We start from the raw sequence: 16,435 nt of genomic DNA, 5'->3' as shown, positions 1-16,435 counted from the left end.
ACCCGGGATCGCTGTTGGATCCGAACCCCCGTGAAGGCGGAGCAGACGAATTGGCCCGGGTATGCCCGGACGGGTTGGTGTTGGAGACGCGAACTCCCTTACCACAGCCGCGGTATTCACTTCCCTCGTGCCGCTTGGCGGGTCCATCGTTGTGGGGGCGCCCGGATGCGGCGGGCGGATGATCAGGAGGTTGATCTGGTGGCAGTGACTTGGATCGGGCGACGTCGGTACACGACGAAGACGGCGGCTGGCGACGCGGTGCGCAAGATTCTGCATGGGAACCCGATCGGCACCGAGTTGGCTGGAGAGGAGTTCGACCTTGTGCGGGACCTTCTCGACATGCACCACGAGGCCGAGGAGAAGATTGGTGTAGGCGTGGCTGGCATCCGGATCGCCCCTCCGCAGAAGGGCAAGTACCCCGGGTTCGAGGTGGTGCGGACGGACGGCAGCACGATCGACTTCTCTTACAAGACTTGCCTCACGACCCCGAGCCTTCGATCCCAGGTACACAACGTGATGCAGGTGGAGATCGAGGGTGAAAAGACCGCCTACTTCGAGTCGCGGCTCGCCGCCGGGACATTCGCCTCTGACCTGTCTGGCGTGCCGCTGGATACCGCCGACACCGCCGTAAGCCACTTCCGGGGCCCGGCGTTCGCTCAGATTGCTGATGGGTTCGCCGTCGCCGAGGGCGGGTGGGAGGCCATCGAGCTGACGCCTTCGACCGACTACGGCCTCGGGATGTTCGTCAATCGCGACCAGGCTGACCGGTGGCGCGCGCATTGGGAGGAGCGGGCGGTCCTTGGTCTCCTGACACAGGCCGAGAACCGTAGCCGCCCGCGCGCCTGATCGCCGTCTGCGGCCCCGGCCCCTGAAAGAGGCCGGGGCCGCGCTGTTACCGCTGCCGGATTGCCGGATGTACCGGTTGCGTGCCGGGAGAGCTACCGGTAGTCGACGCAGTGGCAGCCAGTACGGCGCACCGCAAGGACGATGGCAGGCAACCGCGGACGGGCGAGGACCTCGGCCAGGTGCTCGGCGGCCTCGCGGATGGTGCAAGCCGCAGGAACAGAATGCACAGTGGGAAGTTATTGTGCCGTCCGCACCGCAGTTCCGCGACCTTCACAACGAAGCCAGCGCTGACCAAGCGCGAACAGACGCCGGAGTAGGAGCCGGAACCGCTGGATTCTGAAGGCAGTGCGCCCCGGGAGCCTCTGACGGCTCGGCCGGAGGCGCGACCGTCAGCCGATGCCGCCAAAGCCAGGGTGAAGCGGTTTTCTCCTGCCGTCAGGATCCGGTCTGTCGGCTACCGGCAGGCCGAGGGCCATGGAGGGATGATCGCTTGGGCACCCGGGCCATAGAGTGGTCCCTCACCGTGGTGTGACGGCGGAGTGAGGGGTGGGCGAGCGGGTGGAACGGCAGCATGTGCTCGGAGTGCACGGGATCCGGCAGGGCAGGACATCGCAGCGTGAGCTGACGAAGGACTGGACCGAGGCCCTCGAACGAGGCGTCGGCGGCCTGCGGAGCACGGCTGACTCTCAGGACCGGCCGCCGGCCGTGCCCGCGGTGGAAGTCCCCCACTGGACGGCCCTGCTGGCTCAGAAAACTGGCAGCCTGAGCGGCGGCGACCTGGTGCCCACCGACCTAACCCCGTTCACCGCGGACGAGGAGGCGTTCGTGAGCCAGGCCCTCGATGACCTGTTGACAAGCGAGGAACGCGCCTATGCGGCCCGGACGGACCCGACGACGCTGGGCCTGCCCAAGCTGTGGCCAGCGAGCGTCACCCGCATCGCGATGGCTTACGACCGCCGCAAGCCCGGCGGGGCGGTCGCAAAGCTCATCGGCGCGCTACGCGAGGTGCACCTGTACCTGACCCGGTCGGATCTCGCTGCCCAGGTGCGCGCCCACGTGACCGAGGCCGCGAGCGAGCACACCAGTGTCCTCATCGGCCATTCCCTGGGCAGCGTGATCGCCTACGACCTGATCCGGCGAGGGGAGATCGCCGCACCGGGCGCGGCGGGGGCCGCCCTGCATACCTTCGTGACCTGCGGCTCACCCCTCGCGATCCCCACCGTGCGGCGCGGCCTCGCGGTACCCGATGGGGAGGCGATGGCGCTGCCGCCACACATCAGGTGGGTGAACGTGTTCGACCCCGGGGACGTCATCACCGGCGGCGCGGGCTTGGCCGCAGCGGCGCCCGCCGTTCTTGACGTCCACGTCGACAACGGCCGCATCGATCCGCACGCCGCAACCCGATACTTGCGTACCGTCCCTGTGGCCCGGGCCGTCACCGGCACGTGGACATGACGGACGGCCAGGTCCCCGCTACCTTTCGGCGCCGCCTCGTCGTGATCGCCGTTAGCGAGTACGACGAGGGCACGCAGGCGGCCCGAACGAAGTTCCGGGCGGGGATCGGCGCGCAGGTAGCGGTTGTCGAGGACTGGTGGGGCGGCGCCGGCCTGGACGACGGACGTCGTTTCACGCCCTCACATCCGCCCAAACCTTTGCAGAGTGTCCACGACCTGCGGGCCTTTCTCATCGACGAGGACCTTGTCGGCGCCCACGAGGACGAGGCCCTCGTCATCTACATCACAGGCCACGGCCTGGCCCCGCAGGGGTCGCAACACTTCCTGCGCCTGACCGACACGCGACTGGAACGGCCGCTCTCCACGGCCTTCCCGACCGCCGAACTCATCACTGCCGCGCTCGACTCCCGGGCCGAGCACGTGCTGGTCATGGTCGACTCCTGCTACTCCGGCCGCCTCGCGGCAGAACTGAACTGCCATCTCAAGGCGCTCCACCCGGACCGGAAGGCCCTGCATACTCTGGTCGTCCTGGCTGCGGGAAATGAGGACAGCACACCCCGCCTGCGAGCCTTCACCTCGGCCCTGGCCGCCGTCCATGCCCACTGCGCCGACGAGGCCAGTGGCTACGCCCGCTCACACCTTAGCTGGGAGGAGTTCCGCACCGTTCTGGACACGGTCTGGGACCCTGCCGAGATGGCCGACGTCCACGTCCTGTGGCCGCCGTCCAGCGTTGGCCGCCGCCTTGCCGCCAGCGAACCGACCCCCTGCCTGCCCAATCCCGGACACACCGACACCACTCTGCTGGAAGATGCCCGTAGCCAGGTCGGGTGGACCAGAGCCGAACTTGACGACTACTGGATCACCCGGGCCACCGGCCAGATGTCCGGAGACGCGGGCTGGTACTTCACCGGCCGCGCCACACTCATCAGCGAGATGCACGACTTCCTCGCCGGTGACGACAGCGCGCTCGTCGTCACGGGGCAGGCCGGCTCCGGCAAGAGCGCCCTCCTCGCCCGCCTAGTGACTCTCAGCGACCCCCGATTCCGCGCGGACCCCGCATACCGGCCCTACGTGGAAACAATCCCCGAGCACCTCCAAGTGGCCCCGAACGCCGTCGATGCCGCAGTTTTGGCCCGTAACACCGACCCACAGGAACTGTCCGCCGCCATCTACAAGGCCCTCACCGGCCAATCCGCCCCCGCCGACCGCGACGCCACCGAACACCTGCGCGCGCACGTCCGCACCGCGTCGCCAGCGAGGGGCCGGCCCTTCACCGTGGTCGTCGACGGCATCGACGAGGCACGCAACCCCCGCCGCATCATCACCGACGTCCTGCGATCACTGGCCGCCCCGCACCCCGACGGCTCGCACGCCGTACGGCTCATCCTCGGCATCCGCAGCTCACCACGTACCCCCCGGCCACACCAGGTAGCCGTCGAGGAGGAGGGACGCGGACTGCTCGAACTCCTGCAACAGACCACCGGCGCCCGAACCCTGCTGCGCACCGACGACGACGCCGCCCGGGACGACATCGCCGCCTACGCCGAAGCACTGCTGCGCGCCACTCCCGCGACGGGTACCCGGCTGCTGCACCGCGATGACCACGCCGTCACCCGGACCGCCGCCGCCATCGCACAGGAGGTCGCCCCCTCTTTCCTGGACGCCCGCCTGGCGGCTCAGCAGCTGCATGCCGCCCTCTTCCTGCCTTCGTCGGACGACCAGGACTGGCGCAGTCGGCTCAGGGCGGGGACAGAGGAACTGTTGCGGCAGGACCTCGCGGACGTCGCCGAACACACCCGAAGTCGGCCCGAGGACCTGCTGGCAGTCCTGCGCGCGACGGCGTTCGCCCTCGGAGCCGGCCTCCCCTGGGCAACAGTGTGGCCCGCCGCCGTCCGCGGCCTCGAACCGCGCTGCGAGGCGCCCGACATCTGCATCCGCGTGGTGCGCGACAGCCGTCTCACGGGCTACCTGACCACCGCCGTCGAGGACGGCCGAACCGTCTACCGGCCCATCCATGAACGCGTCGCAGAGGTCCTGCGCACCGCTCCGCACACCCTGCTGCTGGCGCGGACCCCTGTCGCGCAGGCACTGCCCGGCCTCGAACACCTGACAGACGACCCGGCCCCCGACGGCACTCCGGCCCACCGGCGGCTCACAGAGGCGTTCACGGCTCTCCTGGCCGACAGCTCAGAGCAGCCGCCCCACCCCTACCTTCGCCGTCACCTGATCGGCCACGCAGCCGCCGGGGGCGTCCTCGACGACGAGCACGTCCCCGCGTCGTTCCTGCCATTCGAATCCCAAGGCCGGGTCAGGGGCACCCTAGGACTGCCCGTGACGGCCGGTCCCTCCACCCAACGCCTCGCAGCCTGGTCCCGCGTTGAGCCGTTCCTGGGAGACGCCCCGCCCGCCGCCCGGTCCGACAGCCTTGCGCTGGCTGAACGCGCCGGCGACGCCGGGCTCCCGGCCCACCAAGGGGCACCACCGCGGCTACCGGCGCTGGCACCGCGGTGGAACCGTCTCCAGCTGCCCACCAACGTCCTCGCGGGCACAACCACCGGGATCTGGAAGCTGGTCGCCTTCCGCACGGTCGACGGATCCGCCGTCATCGCGGCGGGCCACGCGGACGGAACCATCACCATGTGGGACGCCCGTACCGGCGTACCCTTCGGGGCACCGCTCACCGGCCTCGGCCGCTACGTCCGTGCCGCAGTCGTCCTGCCAGCGGAGGAGACGCGGGCGGACCCGATGCTAGTGGTCGGCAGCGACACGGGCCTGTGGCAGTGCGACCCGGACACCGGTCGCACCCGGCAACTGATGGCCGGTCGCATCCGGGCCCTGGCCTTGACCACCAGCGGCTACTGGGGACCCCGACTGGCCGTCGCCACCCCGCACTTCGTGTTCATGGTGGACCCGTACACCGGTGCCGTTCTCAATGAGCCCCACGAGCTGAATGTCCGCCCGGATGGCCGCCGTCCGCTGGTCGTGCACGCGCTGGAAGAGATCCCCGTCTCCCGGGAGAAGTCGCTCCTGGCGATCGGACAGGACGGGAACCAGGTGCCGCTTCTTGACGCGGACACCCTCGAGCCCGTCGGCCAGCTGACTGGCCAAGGCATGGGTACCTCCGCCCTGCAGGCCTTCACTAACCGGGACGGCCAGGCCCGCCTGGCGGTTGCCTCCCGATCGGGTAAAGGCGTGAGGATCTTCGATCCCGTCACCTGTGAGGTGCAGCGACACGCACCGATCCGCCAGTCGGTCGCCTCCATGGCGCTCTACGACGACCACTACCACGAGCCACTCCTGGCCGTCGGCAGCGGGGTCGACGGAGGCATCCGCCTCTTCGACACCTTCACCGGGGAGCAAGTGTTCTCTCTGCCGACCGAACACACGAAAGCGGTCCGCGGACTTGCGGTCCTGGGCAGGAGGTCGAGCCCCCTACTTGTCTCGGGTTCCCTCGACGGAACCATCCGTCTCTGGAGCCCCGAGCGCAGCACCAACTCGTACGAACCCGTCACCGACCCGTCCGCCGAGCATGTCGCCCTCGTCCCACAGCCGGCCGGCCCGTCCCGCCTCGTCAGCTCCGATCAGCACGGCGGGATCCGGGTACACGCCTCCGAAACCGGTGTTCCCACACGACTCTTGCACGACGGCATCGACGAGCCGCACGGCAGGATCAGTGCTCTGGCCGTCGCTCCCGACACACCGGAACTTGCCGTTGCCTACACGGACGGAATGCTGCTCGCGCTGACAGGAGACGGGGAGCGGCGGGTCCTCCACGGGGCGAACGACTATCCGAACCATCCCCACATTCGTCAGCTGGCCTTCCTGCCTGCGCGGCCGGGCCGGGGCTTGGCCATCGTCGCCGGATTTACCGATTCCGCTGTCGCCTTCCTCTCCCTGGACGACGGGTCGCAGTTGGAGCGGATGGACTGGCGGTACAGCAATGGCCCCGTACGAGCGCTGGCAGTGGCATCATCCGGCACTGAGGAGCCGCTCGTGGCCGTGGCCGCCAAGACGGTTCGGCTACTCCACCTTGGAGGCGCGCCGACCACAGCTCTGCCTTCACGCATCGGTTTCGTACACAGCCTGGCATTCCTCACCGCCGGGCCGGCGCCCCTTCTCGTCACTGGGGGAGCCGATGGCGCGATCAGGCTGTGGGATCCCTTCTCCCTTCGGCGGGAAGCTTATCCGGCTCTTCTGGGCCACCAAGGCAAGGTGGGTGCGTTGGCGGTGCTGCACCGTCAGGATCGCTCCCAGCCCCTCCTCGTCAGCGCCGGTACGGACGACACCACAATCCGGGTGTGGGACTGCCACGCCGGCGAGGAAGTCCTGCGACTGGTCACAGGAGCCCCGGTCACCGCACTCGCAGTACAACAGCCACACGCCACGAGTCCGGACGGCAACCAGCCGACCATTGTCTTCGGCAGCCCGAACGGCATTGCCGCGGTTTCCGTCCATCTTTGACCCGGCGGCTGACAGGCACCCGTCGAGAGCGACCGGGTCTCCCAACATCAGCTCGGACCAGGCGAAGTCGGAATGTTGGGAGAAATGCGGACTCGGCGGCGGCAGCGGGCATGCAGACCGTGTGCAGTGCAGCGATGGTATCGAGGTCATGCTTGGCGGGGCAGGGGCAGAGCGGGTTCCGCCAGGGCGAAGTGGGAGTCCCGGCCGTCGTGTTCGAGCACGGCTCCACCGGTCCTCGACGAATGCTCGGTCGATCCGGGGATCGTTGGCGAACTATCGGAGGTTTCCGAGGATCTCAGAATCCTAGTCTGTCACGGGAGTCAGGCCAGGCGACCAGCGGCTCCTGTGCTGGCTCGCCAGCACAGGAGCTGGAGAAGCCGTTCGCATCACCTTCGACGGAAGGTGCTTCGCCGGCTCCGGTCTGGCTATTCGGAGTACGGTGCGAGCCGGGACAGCCCCGCAACCACCAAGGCGTCGACGACCCGTTGCCAGTCCTCCGTCATGCCCACGTCGGCCACGGTCTGGCGCAGTTCAATCAGCCAGGAGGCGAGCAGATAGGTGCGTGCTGCTTTTCCCGGATGCGCGAGCACCAGGTCCGCCACCCACGGGAGGCCGACGCGCGCTTGGTCCTCAGCCGGTAGTGGCCTGATGAAGCCGATAAGCTGGTCCACGCATGCGGCACTGCCTTGAGTGATCGGCAACCACCGTGCGACGGCGTCCCGCCAGGCCAGCGGGTCCCACCAGATGATGGGCTCGCCTTGCACTTCCCGGTAGAGGTAGGTGACTTCGGCGGCGCTGTTCGGCAGGAGGGAGGCCAGGGCCGATCCGTAGTCACGTCGGCCCATGAAGGGCGAGTGGCCGTCGGCTTGCAGGTCCATCACATGCGTAATGACGGCCGGCCACATCCGGCGCGCGACGGCTCCTGCGTCCGCTGACTCTTCGGCGGCAGCCGCCAGCGCGCTCAGGAAACTGCCCAAGCGCGTCCCGTGGTCAGCATACGCATCGATGTGCTGGATGACGGGGGCGTCCTCGCCTGTGCTGGCGAGAGAGAGAAGTGCCCGTGCCGCGATCAAGGCGCGGGTGCCGCGGTGGTCCCGGTCGTTCTCGGAGGCTAGCAGTGAGCGGCGCTGCGTTGCGAGGACTGTATTCAGGAGTTCGCGAGCCCGGTCCGAGACGCAGGTCTGTGCAGCTGCTGCCGGCCCGAGGGCCCTGATCGCCCCATCGAGGCGCGCTTCGTGGATGGAGTCCGCGGTTACTTCCGCCAGTGAGCGTGCGATGGGGTCGTCGAGTGTGGCGGGCTTGCGCCGGCCGGTCTGGGGGTCCCATTCGCCAAGGACACAGTCCCGCATCGTCTCGACCGCGAGCTCGAATGCGGTCTCGTGGTGGCAGACGCTGTCATCGGTTGTGCAGTTGGTGCGCCAGAGTTGGTCGAGGCCACGCGCCAGATGCACGCGCACTTCGTTGGCTACGGCATTCCCCAGCTTCCCCGCCGCGCTGGCCGTCTGGTAGTACGTCGCAGACCCGTCCTTGCCGTCGAGCTGGGCACGGAGCCGCGCTGCGCCAGGCAGAAGGAGTAGGGGCAGGGCCCGCGCAGCATGGCGGTCCGCTCCCTGCTCGAAGTATGTCTCCTCGAACTCGAACGGGCGCGGTGATCCTGCGCCCTGGCCGATGCGCAGAAGCGTGTCGGCGGCGAAGAGCAGTGAGTCGACGGGCAGATCGACGCCGTTGATGACATGCGCAGTGAGCGCTGCGGCGGCTACTGCGGCGGGTGCATCCCACTGACTACTCGAGTCGGGGTCGGGTGGGTTCTCGAGCAGGTCGCAGGCTGCGGCGAGGTCGGCGATCAGGTCCTGCGCCGTGAGGGTCTCGGTGTTGCCGTTCTTGGGGTTGACGTAGTAGCGGACGTTGAGCCGCATGGCCTCGTGAGCGCGTGCCGACTCGACGTTCTTGGCCTGTAGGGCCTCGACGACGTCACTTGGGGGCGTGCTCTGGATCTCGACGCCCCCTTCGACCCGCTGCGCTTGGTAGGTGCTGCGGTCCAGGCTGCTCGCCCACCCGCGCACGGCCGTCAGCTCGTCCTGGATGACTTGGTCGTCGGTCTCGCCGAGTTCCTCCTCGACCATTCGCCTGGCCGTTGCGATGAGCTCCTGGCCGACCAGTCGCAGCTCCTCCGCACGCTGGTCGTTTGCGTGCAGCACCATCGTCATAGCCGCTTCCCGCAGGGACCAGCGGCGACGTTCGGGAGCGGTCAGCCCGTCGGAGGGCGCCGCCCCCAGGCCGCCAGCTTCGCTGACGACGCGTCCGAACTCCAGGTGCCAGATGTCCGGTTCGGTGAGGTACCGGTCCAGCAGGCGGTCGGCGCGTTCCAGGTGGCGGACGAGAAGGCTCACGATCAGGCCAACCATGGCCAGGTTCTCGCAGCCCTCCAGCAGGATGGCGATGATCCGTTCCAGGGAGGTGTTCGCTTCGATCAGTTGGTCGCAGATTCGCTCCAGCGCCTGCAGCGCGCTCATACAGGGGTAGGGGCCGACGCCGGTCCCGCGGTACCAGTGCCAGACGTGCTCGTCTCCGATGTATGTCCGGCGCTCGCCCGCGACGTCAAGCCGTGTGCGGAAGGCATTGAGGTCATGCTCCTCTACCTGGGAGCCGTACTGGAGGTGGCTGCTGGCCAAGGTGCGTGCACGCGTCAGTGCGGCGTGGTTGAGCATGCGGTTGAGTACCGCGACGCCGTTGCGGAAGTCCGACTGGAACAGCGCAAGGAACGGGCCACGGTACCAGGCGGCGAGTGGGGTCACACCGAGCCCGCGGGCAGTGTGGTGCCGGATCCCGTCTTCGTGAAAGCCCGTGCCGTCTTCGTCCTCGTTCAGGTAGTAAGCCTCGGTCAGATCGGCGAGGAGGCCGCGCCGGTACATGGCCAGCGCCCGGCCAGTCAGTACCTCCTCAACGGTGGGGCCCACCCATGCCGGCGCGTCATGCGCCACTCGACGCAGAAGTACCTCACCGTCCTCTCCGAGATCTGGGCCCAGCAGGGCCATCAGCTCGAGGAGGAGATCGTCCGCGATCTCGCGAGGGATCTCAGGGCGCGTCGGGCGGGGCGTGCGGCGGCGACCGCGTCCCATGAAAAGAAGCCGCTGCTTCTCCAGGTGCTGACGCTCCGCCTCGACTTCCTCTGGTGGCAGTGCGGCCTGCGCCGTGGCGGCGGCCGCCTGCTGTTCGTGGAACCGGCGGTCGGCTTCGGCACAGGCGGCGACCAAGCGGTCGTGCAACTTCACCCGAAGCGGATACCCGGCAGGTGTGCCCGCGAGGGTGACCGCGTGGAGCCAGTCGCGAAGGGCTCCCTGCACGTGCTTGCCCTGCTGCCAGGGTTCCTCCCCCTCGAGCAGCAGGGCGATCAGCGGCTCGACCGCGTCGATCCGTACCAGGCCCGCTCCGTTGCGCAGCCGCTGGTCCACGAGACGCAGCAGTCGCCGCATGCCCGTGTCGGGCTCGGCACGCAGCGTCGGCCATGCGTCGCGCAGCACTGGGTCGGGGGCTCCGAGTGTCAGGAGTGCCTCGCCAGGTACGTCCCCCCAACGGTCCCCGTGGCCTTCGGTAACCAGGCGGTCGAAGGCATCTTGCAGGCCGGTGAACCTGCCCCGGAGGGGGTTCCTCGGGCTGTTGGGTTGGGCGAGGAATGCTTGGGAGGCTAGCCGCGCGGCACCGAGCGTCCAGCGCGGCACACCGGCCTCAAGCAGTCTCGCGGTGGGGCTAGCGGTGGTGAGGAGGAGACGGGCGATCGCGTATCGGCGCACCTCATCGTGGGCGAACCGGGGGCCGATGGTGAACGGGTCGTCCGGGTCCGTGCGTAGCAGTCCGTCCTGGCGCAGGCCGGCGAGCGCCGTGGCATCGATCGTCCCCATCACGTCCAGGGCGTCTCCTAGGCCGAGTTCAAGGGCGGCCAGGCGTAGGAGCGTGATGCTGCGGGCCTCCGGAAGACCGCGCTCGGGATGCGCCTTGCGCAGCACCAGCCCGTTCCATACCTGATGCATCGCGTCGGCGTCGTTCAGGGGAGTAGCCGTCACGCGCCCGCGCACGAGGAGATCGACGACCACCGGCCTGCGCAACAGCTCCCGTGACCGCGGCTGTTCCGCGAGGGCCGACAACTCGCTGAAGACCGCCGTGACTTCGGCCACTTGGGCATCGGTCAAGGACGGCACCTCAAAGCTGGCGATATCCCCACCGACGCGATCGCTGAGCGTGTCGTGGACGACTTGCTGTGCGTCGTTCGCTGTCACAGCGACCACTTTGACGTCCGCTTGCACGGCCGCGTCGACGAGGTAGAAGAAGACACTCGCTTTCCCCTCGACCAGTGCGTCCGCGCCGTCGATCAGTAGGAGTCGCTGAGGGGCGCTGAGTTCTCCGAGGAGCGTTGCGAGCGAGGTGCGGAGCGCGGACTCCAGTTCGACGCCGGTACCGGGGAGTGACCTGAGGTCGATGCAGAGGGCTTGCAGGACGTCCGGGTCCAATGCGGCATCGGCGATCGTGCGGACCGCCAGCGCGCTCTTTCCCACACCGGAGTCGCCGCGCACGACAACCGCTGCTGCCGAGGACTGCACTACCTGGAGCAGTTGATCTGCGGTGTCGCGCCGTTCCAGGTGGACCTTGCGACCGTCGCCGGAGATCGCGTCGCTCACCGAAGCGACCGCGCTCTGGTGAAGGCGAGCGAGCATGGCCCAGCCAGGCTGGTGACGGCGCGTTGCTGAGTCGAGGACCTCGTGGCAATGGCGCCGCAGGAGCCCGAGGTCGACGCTTGCTGCCTTCGGCGCGTACTCAGCCGCCAGGGCCACGAGCCGCTCTTGCAGTCGCATCGCCCCATATAGATCCGTTCCGCGGGCCTTCAGGATCAGGGAGTTCGTCATGGGGCCCCAGTCCAGTTCGTCCGGCGTCTCCAGCCTGGGCATCAGCACGGTGAGGCGCGACAGCAACTCCCATGTGCGCTGCTCGACGAGCCGCGAGTCGGGGGCGGCTGTCCCGAGTTCCGGCAGTGCGAGTTTCACGAGACCTTCGAGGTGCCTGAGCCGCGTCCTTACGCCAGCGGGGAACTTCCGGTGTGTCCGGATGAGGCCGAAGAAGCTGGGCGCGTCCTTGTGTACGAAGGCCTCAGCGGCGAGTAGCGCCAGCTGTTCCGTGTGCTCCTGCCGACCCGCAACAACCAGGCCGGCGCGGTATTCAGGGCCGCCCGTCGGCGTGTTGACAACCTCCTGGACAAGCGTGCCGATGAGCTTCCTGCTCGCCTCGTTGCTCTGCACGAGGTCGGGAGCCCGACGCACCGCGAGGGCTAGTACGAGGGATGGCTCGACCTCGTCAGCCCGGGCCGCACGGATGACCAGGTCGTCGGCCGAGTGCTCGGGTGCTCTCTGGAACTCCACGCCGACGACCGTCCGGCTGTCGCCCAGCTCTGTCGCGCCGGTCCCGAGGAGAAGATGGGCGAGGTACTGGACCGCGACCTTTCGCTCGAACGTGACACCGCCGCCACCGGTCGCGTAGGGACTCACCCCTGCCGCGACGTCAGCGGCGGCGTCCGACCGAGTCTCCTCCAGCCACGCGCGCAAGGTCTCGTTGTCGGTGGTTAGGTGCCAGCGGTTGGCCCGGCCGACCTTGCTTGAGGTCGCGAAGCCAGCCTCTCGCAATCTCTCCAGCGCCGCCGTTGCCGTCGTCGGGGAGATCCCCAAGTCCTGTGCCAGCATCCGGCCTGACGGAGGCACGGTCGCACCCGCCAAGGCCTCCAGGGCAGCGTACGCGTTCTCGCCCAGCATCCCACTGAGCAGATCAACGGTTGACGTCACAAACGGGAGCATAGCTTCCATGTCCAGTTGTTCTGAACATGAAATTAGAACGTGCACTTGTGAATGGATGTCAGGTGTCGTCGCAGCACCCGCGGCTCCGCCGTGTCTGGCGGCCACTCGGGATCAGACGCACCGGCGCAGCGGTCCTTGGCGCTGGCGGCCGCAGGAGCGGGCATGGCCGGCGCGTTGGTGGGTACGCACGATCGTGGAGTTGGCCGCCACGACTGGGTGATGAGTCGGCGGGATCTCGGGGAGGTCTAGGACACAGTGCGGCCGCTCGCGCAGGGCCGCGAGGTCGCCTGCGGGGCTCGCGCAGTAGCGGCTCGGGCGCGGCGAGGCTGGTGCGGGCGGCGTCGATGTTGGCGGCGCTGGTCTGGGCCAGGGTGCCGTCGAACCGAAGGCGGCCGTTTCCGGCTGCAAGGTGCTGGAGTGCTGACAAGGCTATCGGAGCTGGCGATCGACTCGCTTTGTAAAACGCTCCAGCGGGGAAGCCCGCCGGAGCTTGAGGTCGGTGTCGCGTCGTCCTGCACAGGGGAAGAAATTCTGGCGCGACTGGGTTCTATTCGTTTCTGGATACGTCTCAGTGCTGCTGAACTCTCGTTGGCTGTCAGTCAGTTAGCCGATATCGAACACGGCGGTGACGGGTGCGTGGTCGGACCACCGCTCGGCGTGGGTGGCGGCGCGTTCGACGTAGGCCTCGACCGCCTTGGCGGCGAGGCCGGGCGTTGCGACCTGGAGGTCGATGCGCCAGCCGGAGTCGTTGTCGAAGGCGCGGCCGCGGTAGGACCACCAGGTGTAGGGGCCGGTGCGGTCGGGGTGGAGGGCGCGGACGACGTCGACGTAGCCGGCCTCGTCGTAGACGCGGGAGAGCCAGGCGCGTTCTTCGGGGAGGAAGCCAGCGGACTTCTGGTTGGCCTTCCAGTTCTTGAGGTCCTCGGGGCGGTGAGCGATGTTCCAGTCGCCGCAGACGACGACCTCGCGGCCGTCGGCGGCGGCGCGGGCGCGCAGGGCGGTGAGGTGGACGAGGAACTCCGCCATGAAGCGTTCCTTCTCGTCCTGGCGCTCGGTGCCGACTTCGCCGGAGGGCAGGTAGAGGCTGGCGACGGTGAGGCCGGGGAGGTCGATCTCGACGTAGCGGCCGGAGCCGTCGAACTCCGCGGAGCCGAAGCCGATGGCGGTGCGCTGCGGTTCCCGGCGGGAGAGGATGGCGACGCCGGCCCGGCCCTTGGTGGCGGCGGGGGCCCAGACGGCGTGCCAGCCGTCGAGGTCGCGCAGTTCGACGGGCAGCTGCTCGGGCTCGGAGCGCACCTCCTGGAGGCAGATGACGTCCGCCTCGGTGCCGGCCAGCCATTCGACCAGGCCCTTCTTGGCCGCCGCTCGGATTCCGTTCACGTTCACACTGGTCACCACGATCACCCGGGCAGCCTACCGAGCGCCGGGGCCGGCCCCGAAGTCTGACGCGCGGCGGTGCGCGGCGGTGCGCGGTGCGGTCGGTGAGGACCGCGCTGACGTGAACGCGGCATGAAGGGGGGTGACGGTCGCGTTGACGCCTGTCATTGGTCTTGACCATCTCCGGAGGGAGCCCCTAGGGTCGCTTACTGCAAGGACCTTTAATAAAGAAGGACGGATAAAGGCCCGCTCTCCCACCTGCCGCGTCAGCGGGCAGCGGGCCGGCGATCCGTCCTTCTCGCCGCAGCGGCGAACAGGCGCACAACAGCAGGACCGGAAGCGACCGGAACAGGGTGGAGGACACGGTGGGCACGACTGGACAGCTCTCGGCGGTGCCGGAGCCCAAGTACTGGCACCTGCGCACGGTGTTGCTGAAGGCCATCGACACGGAGTTCTCCACCGGCCAGGTCCTGCCCAACGAGCGTGAGCTGTCGGCCCGCTTCGGCGTGGCCCGGGCGACGCTGCGGCAGGCCCTGGACCAGCTGGAGCTCGAGGGCCGCCTGGTGCGCCGGCGCGGGATCGGCACGCTGATCGCGGCCCCGCGGGTCGGCGTCCCGGTCAACCGGCAGGAGGAGGGCTGGCCGGGCGCCGCCCGCAGCCAGGCCTGGCGGACGGTCGACTGCACCACCGCCCCCGCCTCCGCGGCGCTGGCCAAGGGCCTCGGCATCGCCGAGGGCGCCACCGTGCACACCGTACGGCGGGTTCGGCTGGTCGAGGGCCGCGCGATGGCCACCGAGTCGCTGCACGTGCCGGCCGCCGCGCTGCCGCACCTGCCCGGCTTCCGGGCGGAGAGCGACCGGGCCCGCTCGGTGCTGCGCCAGCTGGAGCGCCTGGAGGTGGACGGCGAGTCCCGCGCGGTCGAGCTGGGCGTCGCCGAGGCCGAGGAGGCCGCCCTGCTGGAGCGCCCGCCCGGCTCGCCGGTGCTGGTCATGACCACCCAGTACGCCGCCGCCGGCCGCCTGGTCGCGCTCGCCGTCTCCACCTACCGGGCGGACACCTGCAAGCTGACCTTCGGCGAGACCGGGCTGGTCGAGGTCACCCCGGTCGGCGCGGCCGAGGGCGTCCGCACCGCCTCCTGAACCATTTCCCGACACCCTCAGACCGGGGCCCGGACGCCAACTGGCGCCCGGGCCCCGGTCGTTGAAGGAGTTGAAGGAGTTGAGGGAGACAGAGGAGTTGGTGGAGCTGCGGGAACCGGCCCGGTGGCTCAGATCCGGGGCGGGTCGACGGCGAACAGCTGCTCCTCGACGTGGTCCAGGGCGACGCGCAGCGCGCCCATCGCCACCACCTCCGAGCCGAGCGCCGCGAGGGCGACCTCGGGGGCGCGCAGGGTGAACTGGGCGAGCCGTTCGCGCAGCGGCTCCAGCACGCCGTCCAGCCCGGCCGCCCAGCCGCCGATGACGACCAGTCGCGGGTCGATGGCCAGGACGAGGGCGGCGACGCCCTGCACCAGCCGGGTGAGGAAACGGTCCATCGCGACCTTCGCGACCTCGTCGCCCTCCCGGGCCAGCCGCAGCACCCGGGCCACCGCGGCCTCGTCCAGCGGGTTGAGCGGCTTGCCGGTGGTGGAGAGCAGCCGCTCGGGAGTGACCTCCTGGCCGAGCAGGTGCAGCGCGCCGATCTCGCCGGCCGCGCCGCCGTAACCCCGGTGCAGGCGGCCGTTGATGAGCGAGCCGGCGCCGGGGCTGAGCCCGGCCATCACGAACACGACGTCGTCGGCGCCGACCGCCGCGCCCTGCCAGTGCTCGGCGATGGCGGCGAGGTTGGCGTCGTTCTCGATCAGGACGGGGCAGCGGAAGGAGCGCCGCAGCCGGGCGCCGAGGTCGAGGCCGGTCCAGCCGGGCATCGCGGTGCCGAGCTGGACGGTGCCCTCGCGGTCGACGATGCCGGGGGTGCCGATGCCGACCGCCCACAGGTTGTCCCGGGAGATGCCGGCCTTGCGCAGCACCTCGGCGACGGCGGTGCGGACGGCGGAGAGCCGGTCCTCGGCCTCCAGGGTCTCGTCGACGGGCTTGAAGTGACTGCCCACCACCTCGCCGGTGAGGTCGGCGAGGATGACCCGGATGTCGTGCACCCCGATCTCGATGCCCAGGATGTGCCCGGCCTCGGCGCGGAAACGGAACCAGCGGGCGGGCCGGCCGCGCCGTCCGGGGCCCGGCTGGCCGTCCTCCCGGGGCTGCTCGACCTCGGCGACCAGGCCGGTCTCGACCAGGCCCTCGATCACGCCCTCGACGGTCGGGCGGGAGAGGCCGGTCTCGCCGACGAGTTGAGTGAGGGTCACCGAGTTGCCGGAGCGCAGCGCCCGGAGCGTGACGGCCGCATTGATCCGCCGCAGCAGGGAGGAGTCTCCTCCGGTGAGCCGATCCGCCAATGCGTTGCCCTTCGCCGTTCGCGCGACTG

7 protein-coding genes are annotated in these 16,435 nt (G+C 69.4%); 4 read left to right on the top strand and 3 right to left on the bottom strand.

Going from position 1 to position 16,435, the window contains the following annotated elements; translation table 11 throughout:
* The first annotated feature begins 198 nt into the window (after positions 1–198).
* From VM95_RS00795 to VM95_RS00785, 3 genes are all read left to right on the top strand, one after another.
* Positions 199–846, top strand: a complete 648-nt coding sequence (locus VM95_RS00795) for a DCL family protein (RefSeq protein ID WP_052707064.1) — start codon at positions 199–201, stop codon at positions 844–846.
* A 546-nt stretch (positions 847–1,392) separates the two neighbouring features.
* On the top strand, positions 1,393–2,301 hold the full coding sequence (locus tag VM95_RS00790; RefSeq protein WP_244178561.1) for an endopeptidase: 909 nt from the start codon (positions 1,393–1,395) through the stop codon (positions 2,299–2,301).
* Positions 2,298–6,761: an AAA family ATPase gene (locus VM95_RS00785; RefSeq protein WP_045692055.1), complete on the top strand. Its 4,464-nt coding sequence runs from the start codon at positions 2,298–2,300 to the stop codon at positions 6,759–6,761. The genes VM95_RS00790 and VM95_RS00785 overlap by 4 nt, the downstream gene beginning before the upstream one ends.
* 425 nt (positions 6,762–7,186) lie before the next feature.
* Here VM95_RS00785 and VM95_RS00780 read toward each other — a convergent pair whose 3' ends face one another.
* On the bottom strand, positions 7,187–12,586 hold the full coding sequence (locus VM95_RS00780; protein WP_157881958.1) for a helix-turn-helix domain-containing protein: 5,400 nt from the start codon (positions 12,584–12,586) through the stop codon (positions 7,187–7,189).
* 615 nt (positions 12,587–13,201) lie between these two features.
* On the bottom strand, positions 13,202–13,993 hold the full coding sequence (locus tag VM95_RS00775) for an exodeoxyribonuclease III (RefSeq protein WP_425265272.1): 792 nt from the start codon (positions 13,991–13,993) through the stop codon (positions 13,202–13,204).
* A gap of 347 nt (positions 13,994–14,340) precedes the next feature.
* On the opposite strand from VM95_RS00775, the gene VM95_RS00770 reads away from it, so the two are divergent.
* Positions 14,341–15,114, top strand: coding sequence for a GntR family transcriptional regulator (locus VM95_RS00770; RefSeq protein ID WP_045692054.1), 774 nt, complete (start codon positions 14,341–14,343; stop codon positions 15,112–15,114).
* Between the two features lie 128 nt (positions 15,115–15,242).
* Here the strand turns inward: VM95_RS00770 and VM95_RS00765 are convergent, their stop codons facing one another.
* Complete coding sequence (locus tag VM95_RS00765; RefSeq protein ID WP_045691938.1) at positions 15,243–16,406, bottom strand: ROK family protein; 1,164 nt, start codon at positions 16,404–16,406, stop codon at positions 15,243–15,245.
* Positions 16,407–16,435 lie beyond the last annotated feature (29 nt).

The organism is Streptomyces rubellomurinus, from assembly GCF_000961885.1.
Taxonomy (GTDB): Bacteria; Actinomycetota; Actinomycetes; order Streptomycetales; family Streptomycetaceae; genus Kitasatospora; species Kitasatospora rubellomurina.
The sequence above is the reverse complement of the archived record's forward strand: the minus strand, read 5'-3'. Positions and strand labels throughout refer to the sequence as shown.

Bases quoted from the DNA above. Each gene is read 5' to 3' on its own strand.
- VM95_RS00785 (WP_045692055.1), top strand. From the start codon at position 2,298: ATGACGGACGGCCAGGTCCCCGCTACCTTTCGGCGCCGCCTCGTCGTG.